This is a genomic window from Lysinibacillus telephonicus (assembly GCF_039654155.1).
Classification (GTDB): domain Bacteria; phylum Bacillota; class Bacilli; order Bacillales_A; family Planococcaceae; genus Ureibacillus; species Ureibacillus telephonicus.
The window spans coordinates 3,390,745-3,416,380 of the sequence record NZ_CP155468.1 but is presented as its reverse complement, the minus strand read 5'-3'; the positions used below and the strand labels follow the sequence as shown (position 1 = coordinate 3,416,380).

At 35.9% G+C, this 25,636-nt stretch carries 23 protein-coding genes and 1 riboswitch; of the genes, 17 read left to right on the top strand and 6 right to left on the bottom strand.

The features are described 5' to 3' along the window. Window positions 1-373 precede the first annotated feature (373 nt). Window positions 374-1,120, top strand: coding sequence for a hypothetical protein (locus MKY04_RS16585; RefSeq protein WP_126294304.1), 747 nt, complete (start codon window positions 374-376; stop codon window positions 1,118-1,120). 102 nt (window positions 1,121-1,222) lie between these two features. Beyond that, window positions 1,223-2,110, top strand: a complete 888-nt coding sequence (locus tag MKY04_RS16580; protein WP_346234769.1) for a 5'-3' exonuclease — start codon at window positions 1,223-1,225, stop codon at window positions 2,108-2,110. A gap of 35 nt (window positions 2,111-2,145) precedes the next feature. Here the strand turns inward: MKY04_RS16580 and MKY04_RS16575 are convergent, their stop codons facing one another. Further along, entirely contained in the window at window positions 2,146-2,658 is a 513-nt protein-coding gene (locus MKY04_RS16575) for a C39 family peptidase (RefSeq protein ID WP_246020291.1), read from the bottom strand. A 253-nt stretch (window positions 2,659-2,911) separates the two neighbouring features. On the opposite strand from MKY04_RS16575, the gene MKY04_RS16570 reads away from it, so the two are divergent. Beyond that, window positions 2,912-3,622, top strand: a complete 711-nt coding sequence (locus MKY04_RS16570; protein ID WP_126294302.1) for a YjjG family noncanonical pyrimidine nucleotidase — start codon at window positions 2,912-2,914, stop codon at window positions 3,620-3,622. A gap of 183 nt (window positions 3,623-3,805) precedes the next feature. Here the strand turns inward: MKY04_RS16570 and MKY04_RS16565 are convergent, their stop codons facing one another. Beyond that, a complete protein-coding gene (locus MKY04_RS16565; RefSeq protein WP_346234768.1) occupies window positions 3,806-4,123 on the bottom strand; it encodes a thioredoxin family protein in 318 nt (105 codons plus the stop codon). A gap of 280 nt (window positions 4,124-4,403) precedes the next feature. Between MKY04_RS16565 and MKY04_RS16560 the strand changes: the two genes are divergently transcribed. The 3 genes from MKY04_RS16560 (at window position 4,404) to MKY04_RS16550 (ending at window position 10,131) form a co-directional block, all read left to right on the top strand. Next, on the top strand, window positions 4,404-6,788 hold the full coding sequence (locus MKY04_RS16560; protein WP_346234767.1) for a 3-hydroxyacyl-CoA dehydrogenase/enoyl-CoA hydratase family protein: 2,385 nt from the start codon (window positions 4,404-4,406) through the stop codon (window positions 6,786-6,788). Between the two features lie 234 nt (window positions 6,789-7,022). Then, window positions 7,023-8,195: an acetyl-CoA C-acetyltransferase gene (locus MKY04_RS16555; RefSeq protein ID WP_346234766.1), complete on the top strand. Its 1,173-nt coding sequence runs from the start codon at window positions 7,023-7,025 to the stop codon at window positions 8,193-8,195. A gap of 154 nt (window positions 8,196-8,349) precedes the next feature. Continuing rightward, window positions 8,350-10,131, top strand: a complete 1,782-nt coding sequence (locus MKY04_RS16550) for an acyl-CoA dehydrogenase family protein (RefSeq protein ID WP_346234765.1) — start codon at window positions 8,350-8,352, stop codon at window positions 10,129-10,131. 427 nt (window positions 10,132-10,558) lie between these two features. On the opposite strand, the gene MKY04_RS16545 is transcribed toward MKY04_RS16550, so the two are convergent. The 3 genes from MKY04_RS16545 to tatC form a co-directional block, all read right to left on the bottom strand. Next, the gene (locus MKY04_RS16545) at window positions 10,559-10,744 is read right to left on the bottom strand and encodes a hypothetical protein (RefSeq protein ID WP_346234764.1); all 186 of its coding nucleotides are present in this window, start codon (window positions 10,742-10,744) and stop codon (window positions 10,559-10,561) included. 202 nt (window positions 10,745-10,946) lie between these two features. Further along, on the bottom strand, window positions 10,947-11,150 hold the full coding sequence (gene tatA / locus MKY04_RS16540) for a twin-arginine translocase TatA/TatE family subunit (RefSeq protein ID WP_346234763.1): 204 nt from the start codon (window positions 11,148-11,150) through the stop codon (window positions 10,947-10,949). A 30-nt stretch (window positions 11,151-11,180) separates the two neighbouring features. Further along, window positions 11,181-11,921, bottom strand: a complete 741-nt coding sequence (tatC, locus tag MKY04_RS16535) for a twin-arginine translocase subunit TatC (protein ID WP_346234762.1) — start codon at window positions 11,919-11,921, stop codon at window positions 11,181-11,183. Between the two features lie 142 nt (window positions 11,922-12,063). Between tatC and MKY04_RS16530 the strand changes: the two genes are divergently transcribed. From MKY04_RS16530 to MKY04_RS16485, 10 genes are all read left to right on the top strand, one after another. Continuing rightward, window positions 12,064-12,321, top strand: coding sequence for a hypothetical protein (locus MKY04_RS16530; RefSeq protein ID WP_346234761.1), 258 nt, complete (start codon window positions 12,064-12,066; stop codon window positions 12,319-12,321). 15 nt (window positions 12,322-12,336) lie between these two features. Then, window positions 12,337-13,110 carry a gluconate 2-dehydrogenase subunit 3 family protein gene (locus MKY04_RS16525; RefSeq protein WP_346234760.1) on the top strand — a complete coding sequence of 258 codons (774 nt, stop codon included), beginning with the start codon at window positions 12,337-12,339 and terminating at the stop codon, window positions 13,108-13,110. 33 nt (window positions 13,111-13,143) lie between these two features. Then, on the top strand, window positions 13,144-14,865 hold the full coding sequence (locus tag MKY04_RS16520; RefSeq protein ID WP_346234759.1) for a GMC family oxidoreductase: 1,722 nt from the start codon (window positions 13,144-13,146) through the stop codon (window positions 14,863-14,865). Between the two features lie 321 nt (window positions 14,866-15,186). After that, window positions 15,187-15,540: an arsenate reductase family protein gene (locus MKY04_RS16515; RefSeq protein ID WP_126294291.1), complete on the top strand. Its 354-nt coding sequence runs from the start codon at window positions 15,187-15,189 to the stop codon at window positions 15,538-15,540. A gap of 80 nt (window positions 15,541-15,620) precedes the next feature. Beyond that, window positions 15,621-16,004 (top strand): glycine cleavage system protein GcvH, encoded by a 384-nt coding sequence (gene gcvH, locus MKY04_RS16510; RefSeq protein ID WP_126294290.1) that lies wholly within the window; start codon window positions 15,621-15,623, stop codon window positions 16,002-16,004. Between the two features lie 336 nt (window positions 16,005-16,340). After that, complete coding sequence (locus MKY04_RS16505) at window positions 16,341-16,697, top strand: toprim domain-containing protein (protein WP_126294289.1); 357 nt, start codon at window positions 16,341-16,343, stop codon at window positions 16,695-16,697. An 81-nt stretch (window positions 16,698-16,778) separates the two neighbouring features. After that, complete coding sequence (locus MKY04_RS16500) at window positions 16,779-17,099, top strand: thioredoxin family protein (RefSeq protein ID WP_126294309.1); 321 nt, start codon at window positions 16,779-16,781, stop codon at window positions 17,097-17,099. Window positions 17,100-17,143: 44 nt separating this feature from the next. Further along, a riboswitch (SAM riboswitch) is annotated at window positions 17,144-17,249 on the top strand. A gap of 169 nt (window positions 17,250-17,418) precedes the next feature. Further along, the gene (locus tag MKY04_RS16495) at window positions 17,419-18,444 is read left to right on the top strand and encodes a methionine ABC transporter ATP-binding protein (RefSeq protein WP_126294288.1); all 1,026 of its coding nucleotides are present in this window, start codon (window positions 17,419-17,421) and stop codon (window positions 18,442-18,444) included. Beyond that, window positions 18,437-19,105 (top strand): methionine ABC transporter permease, encoded by a 669-nt coding sequence (locus tag MKY04_RS16490; protein WP_126294287.1) that lies wholly within the window; start codon window positions 18,437-18,439, stop codon window positions 19,103-19,105. The genes MKY04_RS16495 and MKY04_RS16490 overlap by 8 nt, the downstream gene beginning before the upstream one ends. 71 nt (window positions 19,106-19,176) lie before the next feature. Continuing rightward, entirely contained in the window at window positions 19,177-20,037 is an 861-nt protein-coding gene (locus MKY04_RS16485) for a MetQ/NlpA family ABC transporter substrate-binding protein (protein ID WP_126294286.1), read from the top strand. A 50-nt stretch (window positions 20,038-20,087) separates the two neighbouring features. Here the strand turns inward: MKY04_RS16485 and MKY04_RS16480 are convergent, their stop codons facing one another. Next, the gene (locus MKY04_RS16480; RefSeq protein WP_126294285.1) at window positions 20,088-20,990 is read right to left on the bottom strand and encodes a LysR family transcriptional regulator; all 903 of its coding nucleotides are present in this window, start codon (window positions 20,988-20,990) and stop codon (window positions 20,088-20,090) included. A 119-nt stretch (window positions 20,991-21,109) separates the two neighbouring features. Here MKY04_RS16480 and gltB point away from each other — a divergent pair, with 119 nt between their 5' ends. Further along, window positions 21,110-25,630, top strand: coding sequence for a glutamate synthase large subunit (gene gltB / locus MKY04_RS16475; RefSeq protein ID WP_346234758.1), 4,521 nt, complete (start codon window positions 21,110-21,112; stop codon window positions 25,628-25,630). The last annotated feature ends 6 nt before the right edge of the window (window positions 25,631-25,636 follow it).

The following is a 25,636-nucleotide window of genomic DNA, read 5'->3' as shown; positions in this document are numbered from 1 at the left end:
AAGTATATTGAAAAAAAGCAATTGCAATACATCATTATAAATTTTATTAATGAGTATAAAAGTTAGTAAATAATGGTAATGATATTCTTGAAGAATATTTTCATTATATTGCTAAATATAATAGCTATTATTTGAGTCCGTTAAATATTGTTCTTTCAATACATTAAATATTTCCCAGGTAATATGACTGCTATTTTTGTTATTAAAATATAATACTTATTTTTACCAACTTACATATTTGTGCAATTATTTAAAATAACTTTTTTGAAATTAAGTATATTTCTAATCAATAAATAATATAGAAAAGTATAAAGCCATAGATTTTAAAAGCTTTCACTAATAGAAAAAAATAGAAAACAAAGGAGTGTAATTAATGTTGCAAATAAGTAGAAAGTTTCTTGCATTGCCTTTTAACGAAGTATTTTTTTATGAACTAAAGAGTGAAAGTCGGTATGTACCGAAAGTAATTAATTATACACATCGACTAAAGCCTAGTCGTCAGCTCCAAAAACAGCAAACTATCCACATTGATTTAAGAAAAAATGAACAATTATTGTTTGCAGAGATGTCTTCCACTATAAAGAATGTAATACAAAACATCAAAGCGAATGATTGGGCTGTTTCAATCATCCAACAACCTTCCAATGATCAAATTATTGAGTTTCAACGGTTTTATAATGTTTATGCTGCACAAAACAAAATACAAAAAATAAACCGCTACGCTTTACAGACATTAATACTTCTTCGAGATAAAAATGGACTTATAATAACGAAGGTAACCGATGATAACAATACTTTATGTTATCGTGTTTATGCTGTAGATGGACAAAATGTCATGTCTTTATATACGACAGGCCAGTCTTTACAAGAAGAAAATGAAGCTTTTAAAAATGCATACTATTACCTTTGCTGGGAAAATATGAAGCGATTTCAGCGCTTAGGTTATAAAGTTTATGATTTTGGGGATTTACGAGACATCAGCTTGCTCAAGGATTTAAATGAAAACTTTGGGGGAAATGTTGTCAATGTTTATTCAGGATATATAACGAAATCCCGCTTTAGTAATATACTGCTGCAAATAAATAGTTTGACAGGTAGAACATATAAACTGAAAAAATAATGAACTCTTTAATTGTTTCCAATTATTTATAAGTACCTTTACCATCATTTCTAATTTAGAGATGTTATAATAATAGGACTAGAATTAGAGAGGATTATGAAAATGACAAATAAACCACATCTTTTAGTAGTTGATGGAATGGCATTGCTATTTCGTTCTTTTTTCGCATCAAGTGCTATGGGCCATTTTATTCGATTGGAAGATGGGACGCCAACGAATGGGGTACAAGGTTTTGCACGCCATGTTTTGACAGCTCAATCTATTATGAAGCCGACACATTTAGCAGTATGTTGGGATATGGGAACTCAAACTTTCCGCAATGAATTGTTTGACGGATACAAGGCAAATCGACCAGCACCTCCAGTAGAAATGTTGCCACAATTTGATATGGCAAAAGAAGTTTCAGAAATGATCGGCTGGAAAAACTTTGGTGAAGTTGGTATGGAAGCTGACGATACAATTGGTTCGATGATTGAAAAGTGGAAAAATGAAGCGGAGATCACAGTTATAAGCGGCGATAAAGATTTATTGCAATTGTTAAACCCTACGACTAAAATTGCCTTTACGAAAAAAGGTTATTCAGAATATGACGTTTATACAGAAGAGCGTTTTAAAGAAGAATATGTTATTGAGCCACATCAATTTGCTGACGTAAAGGCGTTTATGGGAGATTCAAGTGACGGCTATCCGGGTGTAAAAGGAATCGGCCCTAAAACAGCCCTGCAGCTCATTCAGAAATATGGTTCCATAGATGGTGTATTAAACAATTTAGATGAGTTAAAACCTGCACAGCGTACTAAAATTTCTGATTATATGGAAATGTTGCAGCTTTCTCTTAAACTAGCCACAATACACAGAGAAATGCCAATTCCTGCAGATTTGCATGACTTACAAATCGTTGATTATTCAAATGAAACATTTGAAAAACTTGAACAAAAAGGATTTAAGCTTATAGCAAAACATGCTCGAAGCTTGTATTCCTTAGTATAGCTACTTAAAGAGCCGAAGTAATTGATATTTATCATTTACTTCGGCTCTATTTTTACAAAGCTCAATACTTTCTCATTATTGGCATACCGCACTGTTCGAATTTGGCTTTCTCTATTCCGTCCGCCGTTATCATGAAGGATTAAAAAAAGCTCGTTATTTCTTATTTCATAGCCAATTAACGGTACCCAATGATATTTAAAAGCCGGATTAGCCTTCCATTGCCAAGTAAAATATTTATCAAATTTCATCGCAACAGGATTTCCTTCGTCAAGCTGCTGAAGAGCTTCTTTAAGCGTACAGCCTGCAATATTCCATTTTGGACCTAAATATTTTCTTAAATTTTTAATAAGTCTCCATTTAAATAAGCCGATTTTTGTTCCGCCAAGAAGTTTATACAGTTCGTTTACATTTTCGGAAAACTGTCGGCCTCTTTGTAAATAATTTAATATGACATAAACTGTAGTTGGACCACAAGCTGAATTGCGAAGCTGTGGGTCTATCTCATTGCTGTACTGTGACATCCCGGCTACTTGAAGTAAAACACGCAATTTTTTCACCCCCATATTGAATCTCTTTTAACTTCTTCATTATAGCATCCCTGGTCTGTCTTTTATCGAATGCATGTGGCATATATCCAAAGGAAAAATCATACTTGACTCTTAGGAGTTTCTTCTAATTGTTTCTACTAGATTCATGATAAACTTTCTCTTTTCTGATTATGATATTATGAAAATAGACTTATGGAGAGCTAGATTAAGTTAATTTTTCAATGAAAGAGCGTAAAATTTGGAGGTGCTTTTTTTGAAACACTATAGAACTTTATTATTCGATTTGGATGATACTTTATTAGATTTTGGTGCAACTGAAGAAGAGGCGTTAATTAATTTATTTAAGGACCAGCAAATAACATTAACACCGGAAATTAAAGAGCAATATAAAAAGCTCAATAGCCGATTGTGGAAAGCCTATGAGGATGGAGAGATGGAAAGGGATGAAGTAGTTAATACTCGCTTTTCTCTTCTATTTGAACAATACGGCAAACAAGTAGATGGAGCCGCATTAGAAAAAAACTATCGGAAATATTTAGCTGAAGGTCATCATCTAGTGGATGGAGCTATTGAATTAGTTAAACGGCTTTCTCAACAGTTTGATTTATATGTTGTCACAAATGGAGAATCTAAAACTCAATATAAAAGATTGAATGATTCGGGTTTATATCCATATTTTAAAAATATATTTGTTTCAGAGGATACAAATTATCAAAAACCAATGAAGGAGTTTTTTGATTATGTATTTTCAAAAATTGGCGACATTCAACTTGAAAGTACATTAATTATTGGGGATTCATTGAGCGCGGATATTACAGGAGGATTTAGAGCAGGTATTGATACATGCTGGGTAAACTTAAAAAAGAAAGATAATCATATTAACGTAATTCCTACATATGAAATTAATAAACTGGATGAATTATTTAGAATTTTAAATGTGAATGATAACATTACAACCCGCTAGAGGAGCGGGGATTGTACTTAGAGGAATTAGAAGTCCACTTAAATTGTGAACTGCGCTTACACAAAATACTTTCCTATAAAAGATAACGAAAAGTTAAAGTAATTAAAAATCTGCTCATTACTAAAAAATGAGCAGATTATATAAGATATTTAATTGTGGTAAAGAACCAGACTTTTTTAAGTCTTACGCTTGTGCAGTTAAAAACTCAATTACTTGCTCTGGAGATTTAGCGTTTGCACTGTGCAAGTGTGCTAACTTTTCTCCATTTTTAAAGATTAATAAACTCGGAATCCCCATTACTTGGTATTTTTCTGCAAGTTCAGGAAATTCATCACGATTAATTTCATACCAGTCGTATTGGTTATATTCCTCGATAATTGGATCAATGAACATGTTCATACGTGTACAATCAGGGCACCAGCCAGCGAAGAATTTTACGATTACAGGTTTTTCTGTGCTAATAATTTCATTAAATTGTTGTTCTGTAGTAATTTCTTTCATTAATAATCACACTCCTTACATGTAGTTTACACATTTTATAAATTTTGAAAAGTAATTTGACTTAATGAATGACTATTCATAAAATAGTTATAAAGCTATTAAACAATTAAAGCTACCTATTTATTTTTAGAAAATTGAAAATAAATTATTGCTAAAATTGACAAAATCATCTACACTAAGAACAGAAAAACTGTTTAAAACTTTTATTTTCTTCAAAGTTATTTTTTTTCAACATAAAATGAATGAGTATTCATTCAAAGGATGGATAAGGGGGATGCTTATGACTTACAACATTCAAAAAGCAGCCGTACTAGGCTCGGGGGTTATGGGTTCAGGTATTGCTGCACACTTAGCAAATATCGGAATTCCAACTTTAATTTTAGACATTGTGCCAAAGGAATTAACAAAAGATGAGGAAGCAAAAGGATTAACATTAGATCACGCCGTAGTTCGCAATCGTTTTGCAAGTTCAGCTGTACAAAAATTATTAAAACATAAGCCTGCACCACTTACTTCGAACAAAAACTTAGCTTTGCTTACTGTTGGGAACTTAGAAGATGATTTAGAAAAATTAAAAGATGTAGACTGGATTATTGAAGTTGTAGTCGAAAACTTGGAAGTAAAGCAAAATTTATTTGAGAGAGTAGATGCGGTTCGAAAACCAGGAACGATTGTTAGCTCAAACACTTCTGGTATTAGTGTGAACGAGATGATAAAAAACCGCTCTGAAGATTTTCAAAAACATTTCTTAGGGACACATTTCTTTAACCCACCTCGCTATTTAAAATTATTAGAAGTAATTCCAACTGAGCAAACGTTGCCGGAAGTAGTTTCCTTCATGAAAACGTTTGCGGAGGATGTATTAGGAAAAGGGGTAGTTATTGGAAAAGATACACCAAACTTTGTAGCGAATCGAATTGGAACATATGGCTTACTTGTTACTCTTCGTGAAATGCTAGAACGTGGCTACTCAGTTGGTGAAGTAGATTCTGTAACAGGTCCTCTAATTGGTCGACCAAAATCAGCTACTTTTAGAACATTAGATGTTGTTGGTCTAGATACTTTCGTTCATGTCGCAAAAACTGTATATGATCAAACAACAGGTGAAGAACAAAAAGTTTTTGAAGTGCCTGAATTCATGAAAAAGATGGTTGAAAATGGATGGCTGGGTGCGAAATCAGGCCAAGGTTTCTTTGTTAAGAAAGGAAAAGAAATTTTCGAGATTGATCCTTCTACGTTTGAATATGTCCCGGTGAAAAAGTTGCAATCACCCTCCATTGAAATGGCAAAGCAAGTAAAAGGTCTACCAAATAAAGTGAAGACATTAGTGTATGCAAATGATCGTGTTGGCGAGCTGTTATGGAATATATTTGCTCCTACATTAATTTATTCGGCAGAGCTAACAGGCATTATTGCTGACAATATCGTTGAAATTGATAATGCGATGAAATGGGGCTTCGGATGGTCACAAGGACCGTTTGAATTATGGGATGCAATCGGAGTTAAGCAATCTGTAGAAAAAATGGAATCTGAAGGTAGAGAAGTACCTGCTTTGGTAAAAGAATTATTAGCAAACGGCTATGAAACATTCTATTCAGAAGTCGATGGAGATTTAGCATATTATAATGGCTCTCAATATGAAAAAGTACCAGTAAATGAAAAAGTAATTGATCTAAAACGTTATAAGAAAAAACATGGCGTTATTAAATCGAATTCTGGCGCTAGTTTAATAGATTTAGGGGACGGCATTGCATTACTTGAATTCCACTCAAAATCAAATGCAATCGGCCTTGATATTATACAAATGCTAAATTTTGCGATCGACGAGGTAGAAGCAAAATTTAAAGGGTTGGTAATCGGGAACCAAGGTAAAAACTTCTGCGTTGGAGCAAACCTTGGGATGATTTTAATGGAAGCTCAAGATGATAATATTTTTGAATTAGATTTTACAATTAGGGCGTTCCAAAAAGCAATGCGTCGTATTAAATATTGTAAAAAGCCGGTCGTTGCAGCACCTTTTGGCATGACATTAGGTGGAGGTTCAGAGGTGTGTTTACCTGCAGCACATATCCAAGCATCTGCTGAAACATATATGGGATTAGTCGAAGTTGGTGTTGGATTAATACCAGGTGGCGGCGGCAATCTAGGACTTTATGAAAAATTCTTAAAAGGGTTGCCAAATGGGGTAGAAATCGATTATCAAGCAATTGCAAATAAAGTGTTTGAAACAATTGCTCTTGCAAAAGTTTCCACTTCAGGTGAGGAAGCTAGAGAAAATAACTTCTTAAACTTTGCTGACGGCATTTCAGTAAATCCTGATCACCTACTATATGATGCAAAACAAGCTGCCCTTGCACTTTATGATGCAGGATATACAGCACCTATTCCTAAGAAAATAAAAGTAGTAGGAGCTCCAGGCTATGCAACGCTGTTGTTGGGAGCGCAAGGTATGTTCCAATCTGGCTATATTAGTGAGCATGATTTAAAAATTGCAAAAAAACTGGCTTATGTTATTGCAGGCGGACTAGTGCCATATGGAACAGAAGTAACGGAAGAATATTTGTTAAATCTAGAACGTGAAGCATTTTTACAACTTGTAGCGAATCCAAAATCACAGCAGCGTATGCAGCACATGTTAGTAAAAGGTAAGCCATTACGCAATTAAAGTAAGCTTTCTTTATTCAGTACGAATCTAAGCTGAATAAGATAAAGCCCCGGCGAGTCATGTGATTTTGTAAAGAAGACGGGAAAGAAAGTTATTAAGTTCGTCGTATCCATACGACAACGATTAACCGACCAGCATTCTGCTGACCCAAACACGAACACGAAATCCGGACGCTAGTTAGCCAAAGCGTAATAGATAAAAAGTAAAAGCAATCGATAAGGGGGATACATCAACATGCGTGAAGCCGTAATTGTAGCAGGTGCACGAACACCAATTGGCAAAGCAAAGAAAGGTTCTCTAGCAACTGTACGTCCCGATGACTTCGGTGCAGTTGTAGTGAAAGAAACTTTAAAAAGAGCAGGCTATGAAGGGCAAATAGATGATTTAATTATGGGCTGTGCAATGCCAGAAGCAGAACAAGGGATGAATATTGCGAGAAATATTGGTGCATTGGCTGGTCTACCAGATACTACACCAGCGATCACGATAAATCGGTTCTGCTCTTCAGGTTTACAAGCTATCGCTTATGCAGCAGAACGTGTAATGCTAGGGCATTCGAAAGCTATTCTAGCAGGTGGTGTGGAATCAATGAGTATGATTCCAATGACTGGTAATACGGTACGTTTAAATCCGAAATTAGCAGAAGAAGCTCCTCAATACTACATGAGTATGGGGCATACTGCCGAAGAAGTTGCAAATCGTTATGAGGTTAGCAGGGAAGATCAGGATGCATTTGCTTTAAGATCACATCAACTAGCAGCAAACGCCATTAAAGAGGGCAAGTTTAAAGAAGAAATTGTTCCTATTGAGGTCGAACAGCATTATGTTGATGACAATAACAAGCTTCAAAAGAAAACTTTTATGTTCGACACAGATGAAGGGGTGCGTCTAGATACTTCAATAGAAGGGTTGGCAAAATTGCGTCCAGCTTTTAATGTGAAAGGTTCTGTAACAGCAGGCAACTCTTCTCAAACATCTGATGGTGCAGCAGCAGTACTTGTTATGGACAGGGAAGAAGCAGAGGCACAAGGATTAAACCCGATGGCGAAATTTTTAGGCTTTGCTGTTGGAGGGGTTCCGCCTGAAGTAATGGGTATTGGACCTATTGAAGCAGTTCCAAAAGCTCTAAAAATTGCAGGTCTTTCTCTAGAAGAAATTGATTTATGGGAGTTAAATGAAGCATTTGCATCGCAATCAATCCAAGTTGTCCGCCATTTAGGAATTGACATGGATAAAGTCAATGTCAATGGGGGAGCTATTGCGCTAGGCCATCCTCTGGGTGCAACAGGTGCCATCCTTACTTTAAAGCTTATTAATGAATTAAGACGTCAAGGTAAAAAGTATGGTGTTGTAACAATGTGTATCGGCGGTGGAATGGGCGCTGCCGGGGTATTTGAAGTACTATAAAAATTCTATCCGGGAGATTGGCTTTAAGCAATTAATCAAACGTTGCCTCCGAAATGATTTTGCTTAAAGCTTTTCTATAAATCTTTTAAAAGGTAAAAATTTAGCTTATCACTTAACAATATCTGTTATTAAAATTAAAGGGGAGGAATTATTAATGGTTCAAACAACAAATATTATTAAAGGCGGAAGTTTTTTAATAGAAGACGTAGATATTGAGCGCGTAATTACACCTGAAGATTTTACTGATGAGCAAAAAATGATTGCTCAAACTACAGCTGGATACGTTGAAACAGAAGTTAAACCAGTAGTTGAAAACCTAGAAAATCATGAATTTGAGCATTCAGTACGCTTATTGAAAAAAGCTGGTGAATTAGGATTACTCGCTGCAGATGTACCAGAAGAGTATGAAGGGCTTGGTTTAGATAAAATTTCTTCAGCATTAATAGCAGAGAAAATGTCGCCAGCAGGTGGATTCTCTATTACTCACGGTGCTCATGTAGGTATTGGATCATTGCCAATCGTATTATTCGGCAACCATGAACAAAAATCCAAATATTTACCGAAGCTTGCATCAGGTGAATTAATTGCTGCTTATGCATTAACAGAGCCAGGTTCTGGTTCAGATGCATTAGGTGCAAAAACTGTTGCAAAATTAAATGAAGAAGGTACTCATTATATTTTAAATGGTGAAAAGCAATGGATTACAAATGCAGGATTTGCTGATGTATTCGTAGTTTATGCAAAAATTGATGGCGATAAATTCTCTGCTTTCATTGTTGAACGTACATTCCCAGGTGTTTCTGTAGGTGCAGAGGAAAAGAAAATGGGAATTAAATCATCCTCTACACGCACATTAATTTTACAAGACGCCCAGGTACCAGTTGAAAATTTACTTGGTGAAGTTGGACGTGGTCATGTAATTGCTTTTAATATTTTAAATATTGGTCGTTATAAATTAGGTGTTGGTACGGTTGGGGCATCAAAACGTACTTTTGAGCTTGCCGCTGCATATACGAACCAACGTCAACAATTTAAGACGCCGATTTCAAGCTTTAACTTAACAAAAGAAAAGCTTGCAACAATGGCTTCACACCTATATGCATCGGAATCTTTAAATTATCGAACAGTTGGATATTTTGAGGATCGTTTAAGCCAATTGTCGCCTGAAGAACAAAAAGACGGTAGAGCAATTGCTGCTGCGATAGCAGAATATGCTATTGAATGTTCAATTGCTAAAGTATTTGGCTCTGAAACACTTGATTATATTGCCGATGAAGCAGTTCAATTACATGGCGGCTACGGCTTTATGGCTGAATATGAGGTAGAGCGTATTTACCGTGACTCACGTATTAACCGTATCTTTGAAGGAACAAATGAAATTAACCGTTTAATCGTTCCAGGTACATTTATGAAAAAGGCGTTAAAAGGTGAGCTTCCTCTTCTTCAAGCAGCACAAAAATTACAGGAAGAGTTATTAATGTTAATGCCTGAAGAAATTGGCGATGAGCCATTAGCACAAGAAAAATATCTTGTTAAAAATGCAAAGAAAATTGGTATTTTAGCTGCAGGTGTTGCTGCACAAGCATTTGGTACAAAGCTTGAAGCAGAACAGGAAGTTTTAGTGAACATCGCAAATATTGCAAACCAACTTTATGCAATGGAATCAGCTGTCATTCGGACTGCGAAAGCAATTGAGCGTGACGGTGTAGAAAAGTCTAAACAAAAAATTCTTTATACTGAAATCTTCTGCCAAGAAGCATTCGCTGAAATTGAAAAAGAGGCGAAAGAAACGATACTTGCTTCAGTTGAAGGTGATGCTGGCAAAATGACACTTGCTGCTCTTCGTAAATTAACTCGCAGCAATCCATATAATATCATTAAGAAAAAACGTGAAGCTGCTGAGAAGTTAATTGAAGCAGAAAAGTATATAGTTTAAGAGTCAATCAAATTTCGATAGAGATGGCCGTCTTTAGAATCATTTCGAGATGGCCCCTTTGTTACTGTCAAAAGCTTCTTCATACTTGAAATGTGATTGTATGGAGAAATAAGAATGTAATCATCACAGGAGCAAAGGTTTAAATTGATATTTAAATAATAGTAAAAAGGGCTGCTCATATCTGGGCAGCCCTTTCCTCGTACAAAAGTCAAATCCGGCCAAATTAATGTTGTTTCTAATTCTTCTTGCTATTCACGGTTATTTTGACCAGCTTCCTTATCATTTTCTATAATGTCGTTACGTTCGGAATTATCTGTACCATTTTCACTATTGAAGTCTTGCCCGTCAGCTCCACGAGTTGCGTCATTATAAGCATCTTCACCTTTACCGCCTTTGCCATTAGTACCATTGTTAATATCATTACCGTTTACATTATCATTATATGAATCGCTTCTAGTGTTCCATCTACACCTTCATTGACATCTTCTAAAATTTCGTTTGCATTTTCGTTATTTACGGTACTTTCTTCATTTACGGAATTTTCGTCCTCTGCATTACATCCTGCTAAAAATATACTAATAAGGGTAAAAGTGTAAACATATTTTTTCCACATAATAAAATTTCCCTCCTTTCGTTATTAGCACGTCATCATTATCGATAGTCAGGTGGATAAGCCGGAGAAAGCGAGGGCCAATCCTGAGATTTGAATAGTTTGCATGTCATTAAGCTTTAAAGCTTTTTCTTCTTGAGCGACTAAATAACTAGCTCAGTCTCGCCTTATTCCCTTTAGGAGACGATTATTTAAAGGAAAATGGCTAATTTGTTTTTTCTTCTTTCTTAATTTCTTCTATATTAAATTCTTCAGTTACTTCATCAACTACACCCTTGGTTGAATCTTTAAACTCTCTCAATGTTTGACCAAAGGCACGTCCTAATTGAGGCAATTTAGATGGTCCGAAAAGAATTAGAGCTATTACTAGTATAATGATTAACCCCGGTACACCTATAGATTGTATCATGATGAAATTCTCCTCTATTTTTGTATGTGTTTATTCAATAGTTTGTACTCTTTTCGAGAATTCTTTCTTATAAGTTTTCTCCGAAATGATAATACTTATTTCAAATAAAAGTAGTAGTGGAATAATAATTAAAAAGTCCGATACGAAATCGGGTGGTGAGATTATAACTCCAATGACAATCAAAATAAAATATGAAACCTTTCTCATCTTCTTTAAACGACTAGGCGTAACAATCCCTAATTTGGTCAGAAATAAAATAATTACTGGCAATTCAAATACTAATCCTACTGGAATTATTAAATTAAACATTAATGTGAAATATTGTTTCATACCATAAGTTTCTGTTGCACCAATGGACTTATTAATACTAGACATAAAATTGAGCATTAGTGGAAATAAGATGAAGTAACTAAATATAACTCCAAGTAAGAATAATAGGAATGCGACAGGAATAAATGTTGCAGTACTATTTGCTTCGTTTTCTGTTAATCCAGGTTTCATAAATAACCATAGTTGATGCATTGCAATTGGCAAGGTTAAACAGATAGAAATCAATAGCGCACACTTCACATAAATTGATATGCCATCAGTGTAGCCAAAAACGTTCCAATCAACATTTTGAGCTGCTTCTTGTGACTTTATAAACTGTAACAAATCAGGTGCAAAAAGAAATCCGATTATTAGTGTGATCAAAAAGGTACTACATATAATAATAAGTCTTGTCCGTAGTTCAGTTAAATGTTCGATTAGGGTAAATTCTTTATCCTCCATGTTTATCACCACCATTCTAAGTATGAAAAAATAAAAAATAAGTATGCAAAAAAATAAATATTTGATTTAAAAACTAGAAAATAATACACGCTTGAAATACAAACTAGTAAGAATTTATTACACAAGGGTAAGGAAGGATATTATGTCAGAGTATAACAAAGAAGAACTATTTCTAATCATCCAAGTGTTAGCGGGAATCACACTAACTGCTGGTTATGCATTATCAATTGAAAATTACTACGGGGCAGTGCCTGCTTTTGCACTAATCGGTTCAGCTGTTGGTTTATCCATTATCATAGGATGTTGGTTAGGAGCTGAACATGTAGCTTTTATGTTAACAATCATTGTTACAGCAGTTGTGTTCTCAATATATTTTAATTTTGGAACTTTATTTGGTTAATAAGGAGGAGTCAGTATGTCAGAAAAGAAAAATAGCTTTACAGAAAAACGTTCAACAAGACGCAATTTTATAAAAAATTCAGGTTTAACACTTGGTGGTTTAGTTCTTGGAGGAGCCGTCACAAGCCTTTTTGTAAAAAATAACAATGATACAACTACTCCAACTCCAACTCCAACTGAAGAGTCAACACATGGTGGAGCAGTTACTCAGTACAACCATGCGTTAATGTTTTTTACACCTGCTGAGTATCAAACAGCCGCAGCAGCTGTAGAGCGAATCTATCCTGAAGATGAAAACGGACCCGGGGCAAAAGAATTAGGTGCAGCAATTTATATTGATCACCAATTAGCAGGCCAATGGGGAAATAATGTAAAAGATTACCGTCTAGGTGCATTTTATAAGCCAGCTGAAAACCAAAGTCCTCAAACTGTTTTATTACGTAAAGACTTATTTAGAGCTGGTTTAGAAGCATTAGATGAATATTCTAAACAAAACTTTGATGCGGTATTTACTGGATTAGAACCAGAACAACAAGATGAAGTGTTAACAGCCTTTAGTGAAGGAAATGTAACACTTTATGGTGATACTAGTTCGGCTGAATTTTTCAGCTTACTACGTACAATGACGATAGAAGGTGTTTATGCTGATCCAATGTATGGTGGTAACAATGAAATGCAAGGCTGGGCAATGCGTAAATATCCGGGAACACGTATGCAATATGTAAACGAAATTCAAAGTGATGAATTTATCGAGTTGAAACCAGAGGGCTTAAGCAGCCACATGAGCTAATGAAATCGACAGCATAGAAAGGACTAATGATAGATGGCAACCAAATTAGAAAAAGTACCTGTAGTTGTAATAGGAATGGGTTGGGCAGGTGGTATTGTATCAGCAGAGTTAACAAAAGCAGGAATCAATGTTGTTGGCTTAGAACGTGGTAAAGATCGTACAACAGCTGACTATACAATGGTTCACGATGAACTTCGTTATCAACACAGAACAGAACTTATGCAAGACTTATCAAAAGAAACCATTACGTATCGTAATACAATTGAAGGTAAAGCACTGCCAATGCGCTATTATGGAACATTTATTGTTGGCGACGGTGTTGGTGGAGCAGGTTCTCACTGGAATGGACAAACATATCGCTTCTTACCCTATGACTTCGAAATTCGTTCACAAACAATAGAACGTTATGGTAAAGGGAAAATTCCAGAGTGGATGACGTTGCAGGACTGGGGAATTACTTACGATGAAATGGAGCCCTACTATGATAAGTTCGAAAAAATGGCGGGTATTTCAGGTGAAGAGGTACCAGAACTTTGGGGACCACGTAAAAATCCATATCCAACAGGCCCTTTAGTAAAGACTCCTTTAATGAAAACTTTTGAAGAGGCAGCTAAATCTCTTGGTTATAAACCGTTTGTAATGCCTGCTGCAAACCTTTCAGAAAATTACACAAATCCAGATGGTATTGCACGTGGAGCATGTCAATATTGTGCATACTGTGAGAACTTTGGTTGTGAATACGGAGCTAAAGGAGACCCTGCAGTAACAGTAATCCCGGTTGCTAAACAAACTGGAAAACTAGATTTACGTACACATGCAAACGTATTAGAAATTACTTCTTCGGGTGGAAAAGCAACAGGTGTTATTTACGTTGATATGCTAACAGGGGAGCGTTTTGAACAGCCAGCTGATGTTGTTGTTGTTGCTTCTTATGTGTTTAATAATACTAGGTTATTATTAAATTCGAATTTAGGTACACCATACAACCCGAGAACTGGAAGGGGAACAATCGGTAAAAACTATTGCTACCAAGTAACCGGTGGAACAACTCAATTATTCTTCGAAGACCGTCAATTTAACTTATATGGTGGTGCCGGTGCTTTAGGGATAGAAATTGCAGAGTGGATGGGTGATAACTTTGATCATTCTGATGTAAACTTCATCCACGGTGCCGGTATTCGTTCAACACAATACGGTGATCGTCCAATCGCAGTGAACCGTGTACCAAAAGGGACTCCAAACTGGGGCTTAGAATTTAAGAAACAATCTATTAAATATGCTAACGCAAACTTTCCAGTTAAAACTCAAGGGGCGAGCATGCCACATCGTGAAAACTATTTAGACTTGGACCCAGAATTCAAAGACGCTTGGGGTTATCCATTACTTCGAATGACTTTTGAATACACAGATAATGACCGTGAAATGGTAAAATTCATGGCGCAAAAAACTCGTGAAATCGGTGAAAAAATTGGTGCTGATATTATTGAAACAGCTGAAGAACAAGGAAATTTCAGTGTAAATAAGGATACAAATACTCATAATACTGGCGGGGTAATTATGGGGGCAGATCGTGAAACTTCTGCACTAAATACCTATCTTCAAATGTGGGAAGTAGAAAACGTTTTCGTAGTAGGTGCATCGGCATTCCCTCATAACTCTTGTTTCAATCCGACTGGTACTCTAGGTGCATTGTCATACAGAGCTGCAGAAGGTATTCAACAATACATTAAAAATGGCGGCGGATTATTAGTATAATATATATTTAAAAAAAGCCAGCAATGCCTTATGGGAGAAACGGCGATTATCTGGATTCCAGACATTTTTCCCTCAAAAGCCGAGGTAATATCTGTAGGATATGCCCTTTAAAAGTTAGACACCAATCTACTTTTTTTGGTCAGTTCAGTTTGCATCGGCTTTTGAATTGTACATATTGTTTTGTACGACGATTGTTAGAATATTATTTATTGTAATGGCTCTTCAACTTATATATCTGCTAAGAAAAATTTCGCAATTTATTACTATTTAAGTTAATATCTTTATTAGATAAATAACATTAGTTAAAGGAGCTTTTTGCAAATGCTACAATTTATTCATTACCCACGATGCACAACTTGTAAGAAAGCACAAAAATGGTTAGATGAGAACGGAATCAAATACGAAGCATTACATATTGTGGAACAAACACCGACGAAAGAGCAATTAAAATCTTTATGGGAAAAAAGTGGACTTCCACTTAAGAAATTTTTTAATACATCTGGTATGAAGTATAAATCTTTAGGTTTAAAGGATAAATTAACAACAATGACTGAAGATGAGCAGTTGGAACTTCTTGCCTCAGATGGAATGTTAATTAAACGTCCAATTGTAACAGATGGACAAAAAGTGACATTAGGATTTAAAGAGCAGGAATTCATAGAATCTTGGAAATAATGAGCTTTACTAACTTGTTTTTACCAAAAAAATATGTCACACTGAACTTGATGGAACTACATAAATTGGAGGGGTTTTGAGTGAGCACACCGAAAGATTTACGTTACTCAAAAGAGCACGAATGGGTAAAAGTTGAAGATGGAAAAGTACGCGTTGGTATTACGCATTTTGCACAATCTGAATTAGGTGATATCGTATTTGTTGAATTACCGCAAATCGGTGACGAGATTCAATTGAACGAACCATTCGGTAGTGTTGAGTCTGTTAAAACAGTTTCAGAGCTATATGCGCCTATTTCAGGAAAAGTGGTTGAAGTAAATTCTGAACTAGAAGATAACCCAGAATTCGTTAATGATTCTCCATATGACAAGGCATGGATGATTGTTGTGGAACCGACAGATGTTTCAGAAGTTGAAGCTTTATTAACTCCTGAGCAATATGATGAATTAATTGATGCTGAATAAGAATATGATATATAAAAAACGCCAGAATAACACTGGCGTTTTTTTTACAATAAAATATAATATTAAACCACCTTCTTTTTAAAAATAAGAAATATAATTTTTATTGAAGAGTGTTAGCGCAAGCCACCCAGCTGATCGAGGCCTTCTCCAAGCTAATGAAATTAACTATGTGATTTCAGCCAATAGTCTCTTAGACGTTGATGACGACCAAGCTTAGGGATAAGAAAAAAGCATAATCGGCTAGATCTATGATATTACGTTTTAGAGTAGCGCAGCTAAGGGTGTTTATGCTCTTCATTTTTAGCTTATATTACTTACAAACCGTGGGGTGAGCAAATGACTGTTGAAAAGTGTATAATTGTTGAGGGTCGATCGGATAAGTTGAACATTGCACCAATCTTTGCTGAAGACGTAAAAATCATTTGTACAAATGGTACTATAAGTGAAGATGCATTGCTAGATTTGCTTGAGCCTTTTGAAGAATGTAAACTTTATACTTTATTTGATGCAGATAATTCGGGAGAGAAGTTGAGAAAGCTAACGAAAAGAATTTATTCAGAGGCTATCCATCTTTGTATTCCTAGAACATATATTGAGGTTGCCAATGCACCGAAGAAAGTGTTGGCTCATCTGTTAAGTGAAGCTAAATTTTCTGTTCATAAACAATATTTATCCTCATCCAGTGAGGCGTAAAACCTTAATCTTGCATAGAAGCCTGAGGAGAGTTATAAATTCTAGTACTTGATTAAATTAATGATAGTAGGACTGATAACAATGGAAGAGTGGACAAAACAACATTGGGAGCAAACGATAAAGCAAAATAATTTAGCAGCGTTCTATTTATATACGCCAATGTGTGGTACTTGTGCCGTAGCATCTAAGATGATGGAAGTAATCGAAAAGTTATTGCCTGAAGTTCCAATTGGAAAAGCTAATATCAATTTTATAGAAGAACTTGCATTTGACTATCAAATCGAAAGTGTTCCATGCTTACTCATTAGTAATAATGGAGAAATTGTTGAAAAAGTGTATGCTTTCCAATCCGTACCATACCTATATGAAAAGTTGAAAAAAATGTTGACTATATCAAACTAACATGATAAAGTTACATTCGTAATATTTAAAATTTAATATCGTAACTCTTATAAAGAGCGGTGGAGGGAAGTGCCCTATGAAACCCGGCAACCATCACAATATGTGAAAAGGTGCCAAGTCACGCGAAGTGGATACTTTGAAAGATAAGAGAACGGTTAGCGTATAAACATAACAATGTACGATGCCCCTTCTACTTATCTGTGTAGAAGGGGTTTTATTTTAAATTAAATTAAGTATATATGCTAGAAAAGTATAGAGAATATTATAATGCTTTGTCGCGGTACAAATACGTAACAGCGTATCTTAAAGGAGTACAAATATGATCGAATTAAAGGATATAACAAAAGTATATAAAACGAAGAATGGCGAGCTGACTGCTGTTCAAGATGTCAATTTGACGATTAATAAAGGTGAAATTTTTGGAATTATCGGTTACAGCGGTGCCGGAAAAAGTACATTAATTCGATTGTTAAATGGTCTTGAAAAGCCAACAAGTGGAACAGTTAATGTAAATGGTCAACAAATTTCATCTATATCAGGGAGTAAATTGCGCCTTGCTCGCCAAAAGATAAGTATGATTTTCCAACATTTTAATTTGTTATGGTCTCGTACAGTTGCAGAGAATATTGCATTTCCATTAGAAATTGCAGGTGTAGCGAAAAGCGAACGAGCAAAGAAAGTAAAAGAGCTGATTGATTTAGTTGGATTATCTGGCAGAGAAAACGCATATCCATCACAATTATCAGGTGGACAAAAGCAGCGTGTCGGCATTGCTAGAGCTCTTGCAAACAATCCAGAAGTATTACTTTGTGACGAAGCGACGAGTGCATTAGATCCAGAAACAACGGATTCAATACTAGAGCTTTTACTTGATATTAATAAGCGTTTAGGCCTTTCAATTGTTCTTATTACACATGAAATGCATGTAATTCAAAAAATTTGCCATCGTGTTGCAGTGATGGAAGCTGGACGAATTGTGGAAACAGGCGAGGTACTCCGAGTATTCCAAAATCCGCAAGCTGAAATAACAAAAAATTTCGTAATGCAGGTTTCGGGAACAAAAGAGACTAAAGTATCAATCGAACAGGTTTTAGCAAACTATCCAACAGGGAAAATTGTAAAATTAACGTTTATTGGCAACAAAACAGAACAGCCAATTATTTCACAGCTAATTAAGCAATTTGATGTAGAAGTAAATATTGTTCACGGGAATATTTCGCAAACAGCAAATGGACCATATGGAACATTAATTGTTCAAATTGATGGAGAAAACTCAAATGTTGTACAAGCATTAAATCTCCTTAAATCAAATGAAATTCAAACGGAGGTGATTGAACATGCTTAGTACATTATTTCCAAATGTAAGTTGGGAGGATATGTGGCAAGCTACATATGACACCCTTTATATGACGATCATCTCAACTGGTGCAACATTTGTTCTTGGATTAGCTATTGGGATTCTATTATTTTTAACTAGCCCACATCAAGTTTGGGCAAATAAAGTGGCAAACTTTATAACTGGATCGCTGGTAAATATTTTCCGCTCTATTCCATTTATCGTATTAATTATTTTATTAATTCCATTTACAAAGTTTTTACTTGGGACAATCCGTGGGGTTAATGCAGCATTACCTGCACTTATTGTCGGTGCTGCCCCATTTTATGCCAGAATGGTATTAATCGCGTTGAGAGAAATTGACAAAGGTGTAATAGAAGCAGCTCGTTCAATGGGGGCAAAAACTTCGACAATTATTTGGAAAGTGCTCATCCCTGAAGCATTACCTGCACTTTTATCAGGGATTACAGTAACAGCTGTTACATTGGTAGGTTATACAGCAATGGCTGGTATTATTGGTGCTGGCGGATTAGGAAACTTAGCATTTATCGATGGATTCCAGCGCAGCCGTGAAGATGTAACGCTTATGGCAACAATATTTATTTTAATAGTTGTATTTGTCATTCAATTTATTGGAGACTTTGTAACGACAAAAACTGATAAGCGGTAAACAAACAATTTTGGTGCATACGGTATAGATCCGTTCACATAGAACATTAAAAGAGAGAAGGGAAACAAAAGATGAAGAAATTTTTATCATTTCTAGTTTTATCAGTAATTGTTTTAGCTTTAGCTGCATGTGGTACTAAAGAAGATACTTCTTCTACAGATGGAGCTGCTGAAGATGATGCTGCAAAAGAATCAGAAACTGTTACTTTAACTGTAGGTGCTTCTCATACACCTCATGCTATAATTTTGGAACAAGCAAAACCACTTTTAGCTGAACAAGGTATTGAATTAGAAATTGAAGAATACCAAGATTATATTTTGCCGAACCAAGATTTAGCAAATGGAGATATTGACGCAAACTATTTCCAACATATTCCGTTTTTAGAGCAAAAAAATGCTGAAGAAGGCTATGATTTAGTAAATGCTGGCGGAATTCATATTGAACCAATGGGAATTTATTCTAAAAAGTATGCATCTTTAGATGAACTTCCAGAAGGGGCAACAATTCTTATTTCAAGCTCAGTCCCTGACCATGGCCGCATTTTATCTTTACTAGAAGCAAATGGTTTAATTAAATTAAAAGAAGGTATTGATAAAACTGCAGCAACTCTTGATGATATTGTTGAGAACCCTAAAAACTTAAAAATTGAGGCAACTGATGCACCTGAAATGATGGTTACTTACTATGAAAATGAAGAAGGAGATGCGGTAGTTATTAACTCAAACTTCGCTATCGACGCTGGCATCAACCCAATTGAAGATTCAATTGCGATTGAAGATTCAGAGTCTCCATATGTAAACGTAATCGCAGTTCGTTCTGAAGATAAAGATAATGATGCAATTAAAAAATTAGTTGAAGTATTACGCTCTGAAGAAATTCAAAACTTCATTCTTGAAGAATGGGGCGGCGCAGTAGTACCTGTAAGTGAATAAAATAAAAGAAAAGCTCATTCGCTCTCGAAGCAAATGGGCTTTTCTTTTATTTATAAAAATCGATTAAGTCGTGAGAAGAAAGTATTTACAAATTTCAAAAATACTTGTTCTGACGGTGCAAGCTCACGATTTGTCGGGTAAATTATTCCGACAGTTCGCATAATATTTGGGCTTTCAATAGGCATTTTGACAGTAAATCGTGGTGTTGAATCATATAGTGAGCTTTCAGGAAGTAGTGTAATTCCTATACCTGCTGCAACCAATCCTTTTAAGGCATCCATATCCTCCCCTTCAGATGTTACAGTTGGAACAAATCCAGCAGATTTACATGCATCAACAACGACTTCATTTAAAATATAGCCTTCAGGAAATAAAACGAAATTTTCTTTGCGTAAATCAATTAAATTTAATTTTTCCTTCTTTACCAAAGAATGATTAGCGGGAAGGAGGGCGTGAATGTTCTCGCTAAAAAGAATCATTGTATTAATGCTTTCGTCTTTGGCAGGAACAGGTCCTAAAAAAGCTAAGTTTAATTCACGGTTTTTTACAGCATCAATCAAATAACGATATGAGCCTTGACGCAAATGGAATAAAACATCAGGATATTCTTTTTTAAAGGCAGAAATTACAGTTGGCAATACATAACTGGCTAAACTTGTTGGAAATCCGATTTTAATGGTACCTTTTGCTGGATCTAAATATTCTTCTACCTGTTTAACCGCAAAATCAATTGCCTTCAAGGCAGTAACACTATGTTCCAAAAAGATTTTACCTATTGGTGTAAGTTTTACATTTCTGCCTACTCGTTCAAAAAGCACTGTACCAAGCTCATCCTCTAAGTTCGCAATTTGTCGGCTGATGGCTGACTGGGCGACGTGTAAATGTTCGGCAGCTTCAGAAATATGTTCACGCTCCGCAACCTCAACAAAGTACCGCAATTGGCGTAATTCCAACGTTTTCACCTCATTTATCTAAAAAGTAGATTAATTCAATCCAAACTATATATTGTTTATATTATTCTAAAAACTTTACAATGTAAATAAGGTATTTACGAAGATTTGGGGGGAATTACATGACTTTTCATCAACTACCGAACGCACAAGGCCTTTATTCTCCAAGTTTTGAGCATGATGCTTGTGGGATAGGTTTTTATGCAAATATTAAGGGACGCGCATCACATGAAATCGTAAAAAATGGATTAGAAATGTTATGTCGTTTAGACCACCGTGCAGGGCGCGGCGGTGATGGCAAAACAGGTGATGGTGCCGGATTAATGGTACAAATTCCTGATGCATTTTTTAAAATGAATTGTCCAGAACTGAACTTGCCGGCTAAGGGTGAGTATGGTGTTGGTCAATTGTTTTTTACAGAGGATATTAGAGAGAGAGAATCCATTGAACAAAAAATCAACGAATTGATTGAACAAGAAGGGCAAACGTTAATCGGTTGGAGAACAGCTCCTACAAATAAGGGGAATTTAAGTGATATTGCTAAATCAACTGCCCCAGTTGTTCGTCAAGTTTTTATAAAAGCCAAAAATGTAAAAGATACTTTGGCCTTTGAACGCAAATTGTATTTAATCCGCAAGCAAGCAGAATTTTGGGCGAAAGAAAACGGCAAGAAATTTTATTGCCCAAGCATGTCAAGTCAAACAATGGTATTTAAAGGATTGTTAACTCCAGAAGAAGTAAGTGAGTTTTATATGGATTTACAAGACGAAAGCTTTATTTCTGCATTTTCAATCGTTCACTCACGCTACTCTACAAATACATTCCCAAGCTGGGAACGTGCACATCCAAACCGTTATATTGTACACAATGGAGAAATCAATACATTGCGTGGAAATATTAACTGGATGACTGCTCGAGAGCAACAATTTATTTCAGAAAGCTTTGGAGACGATTTACAAAAGCTATTGCCAATTATTGATAATACAGGCTCTGACTCCTCAATGTTAGATAATGCATTTGAATTTTTCGTATTAGCAGGCCGTACTCCAGCACATACTGCAATGATGTTAATCCCTGAGCCATGGACTGAAAACCCACATATTTCTGAAGAGAAAAAAGCATTTTATGCATATCATTCTACATTAATGGAACCATGGGATGGTCCAACAGCAATCTGTTTTACAGACGGCAAGCAAATCGGTTCGATTTTAGATCGCAACGGTTTACGACCAGCTCGCTACTATGTAACGAAGGATGATATGATTGTCTTTTCATCAGAGGTAGGTGTAGTTGATATTGATGAAGAGAACGTATTATATAAAGAACGTTTAAGTCCAGGCCGCATGCTGTTAATCGATTTAGAACAAGGAAAGATTATTTCTGATGAAGAGCTAAAAAGTGAAATGGCAAATGCACAAGACTACAAAGGATGGCTTGAGGATAATTTAGTTACAGTTGATTCAAAGGAAGAATTGCCAAAAGAAGTGGATCAATTAACATTACGCCAAAAGTCATTTGGCTATACATTTGAAGATATTCATAAATATATTGTTCCAATAGCGAGCAGTGGAAAAGATCCAATTGGTTCGATGGGGAATGATTCACCATTAGCTGTATTATCTGATCGACCACAGTCTTTGTTTAACTACTTTAAACAATTGTTTGCACAAGTAACAAATCCACCAATCGATTCGATTCGTGAACATATTGTTACTTCAACAATGACACTTTTAGGAGCTGAAGGGAACTTATTGCATCCAAATGCGGACAATGCTAGACGCATCTTCTTAGAGACTCCTATTCTAACAAATGGCGAATTAGAAGAATTAGTAGGTTTAGATAATAAATATTTCCAAAATTCAATCATTACATTACAGTTTGAAAATTCATTAGAAAACGAATTAGAACGAATTTTTAAAGAGGCTGATTCAGCGATTGAAGAAGGAATTTCCTTATTAGTATTATCTGATGAACTGGATGATGTAAACACGCCAACAGTTCCAGTTTTACTTGCTGTAAGTGCCCTGCATCAGTACTTAGTTCGTACAGGTAAACGTACGCAAGTAAGTATTTTGGCAAATAGCGGTGAAGCAAGAGAGGTTCATCACTTTGCTGCATTGATTGGTTTTGGTGCAGATGCAATTAATCCGTATTTAGCATATGCCTCAATTAAACAATCTATCGAATCAGAGCATTTAACAATTAGCTATGATGATGCGGTTAAGAAATATCGCAAAGGTATAGCAGATGGTGTAGTAAAAGTAATGTCAAAGATGGGTATTTCAACAGTTCAATCTTATCGTGGTGCTCAAATATTTGAGGCTGTTGGTATCAGCAAGGAAGTAATTGATAAATATTTCACAGGTACTGCATCGCAAATTGATGGGATTGGTCTTGAAACAATTGGCGAAGAAGCAAAGCGCCGTCATAAGTTAGCACTTGAATCGAAAAGTGATTTACTTGATTCTGGAAGTGATTTCCAATGGCGTGCAAGTGGTGAACACCATGCCTTTAATCCAAAAACAATCCATACATTACAAACTGCTACAAGAAGAAATGATTTTGGTTTATATAGAATGTATGCAGAAATGGCAAATGAAGAGCGTATCGGATTTTTACGTAATTTATTTGAATTTAAAAAGTCGAATAAATCAATTCCTTTGGATGAAGTAGAATCAGTCGATTCAATTGTAAAACGTTTTAAAACAGGTGCTATGTCTTTTGGTTCAATTTCAAAAGAAGCGCATGAAACATTAGCTATTGCAATGAACCGTTTAGGTGGCCGTTCTAACTCAGGTGAAGGTGGAGAAGATGCTGGTCGTTTCACGGTTGATGAAAATGGCGATAATCGCAATAGTGCTATTAAACAAATTGCATCAGGACGCTTCGGTGTGAAATCGCATTATTTAGTAAATGCAAAAGAATTGCAAATCAAAATGGCGCAAGGAGCAAAGCCTGGTGAAGGTGGACAATTACCTGGTAATAAAGTATATCCATGGGTTGCAGAAGTTCGTGGTTCAACTCCAGGTGTAGGTTTAATCTCACCTCCTCCACACCATGATATTTATTCAATTGAAGATTTGGCAGAACTAATTTACGATTTGAAAAATGCAAACCGTGATGCACGAATTTCAGTAAAACTTGTTGCAAAAGCTGGTGTTGGTACGATAGCAGCAGGTGTAGCAAAAGGTGGAGCAGATGTTATCGTTATTTCTGGTTACGACGGAGGGACAGGTGCATCACCAAAAACTTCAATTAAACATACAGGGTTGCCTTGGGAACTTGGTTTAGCTGAGGCTCATCAAACATTAATGTTAAATGGCCTTCGTGAACGCGTAACATTAGAAACTGACGGTAAGTTAATGACAGGTAAAGATGTTGTAATGGCAGCATTACTTGGAGCAGAGGAATTCGGTTTTGCAACAGCGCCGCTAATCGTTCTTGGATGTATTATGATGCGTGCTTGTCACCTGGATACATGTCCGGTTGGTGTTGCAACACAAAATCCGGAGTTGCGTGCGAAATTCATGGGGACAGCTGACCATGTTGTCAATTACATGCGCTTTGTTGCTGAAGAAATGCGTGAATATATGGCAGCTTTAGGCTTCCGTACTATTGAAGAGATGGTTGGCCGCACAGATGTATTACAAGTAAGTGACCGTGCTAAATCACATTGGAAGGCGAGCCAATTAGATTTATCTGCATTGCTATACCAAGTACAAGGAACTCGTACAAAACAAACAAATCAAGATCTTCGTATTGATGAAACATTCGATATTCGTGAGCTTCTGCCAAAAGTAGAAAACAGTATTAAAGAGAAAGAACCAATTGAATTACAATACGAAATTAAAAATACTGACCGCGTTGTAGGTACAATTATCGGAAGTGAAATTTCGAAAAAGTACGGAGAAAAAGGTCTAAATGACGAAACAATTAAGTTGAAATTTACTGGTCATGCTGGTCAAAGTTTCGGTGCATTTGTTCCACGTGGTATGACGTTATCTTGTGTAGGAGACGTCAATGACTACTTTGGTAAAGGATTATCAGGTGGTAAATTAGTGGCGATTGCTCCAATTAAAGGTGAACAAGAGAGAAACGTTATTGCTGGTAACGTATGTTTATACGGTGCAACTAGCGGTACAGCTTATATTAACGGTCGAGCAGGAGAACGTTTTGCAGTTCGCAACAGTGGTGCAAACGTTGTTGTCGAAGGGATTGGAGACCATGGCTGTGAATATATGACTGGCGGACGTGTCGTTATTTTAGGGGATGTAGGGAAAAACTTTGCAGCAGGTATGTCTGGTGGTGTTGCATATGTATTACCATCAAATGAAGCTGACTTCAAAGAAAAATGCAATATGGAAATGATTCAGTTCGAACGTTTAGAAGATAAAACAGAAATTGAAGCTGTACGCTCTATGATCATTAAGCATTTAGAACATACGGAAAGTACAATTGCGTTAGACATCCTTGCAAAATGGGAGCAATTTGTACCGAAGTTTGTGAAAGTTGTACCAACTGATTATAAAGCGATGCTTGAAAAGATTAATTATCATAAGTTCCAAGGATTAACAGAGTCGCAATCAGCAATGCAAGCATTTGTTGAAACAACTGGCGCTAAAGAATTAGCCATTTCCAAATAAGAGGAG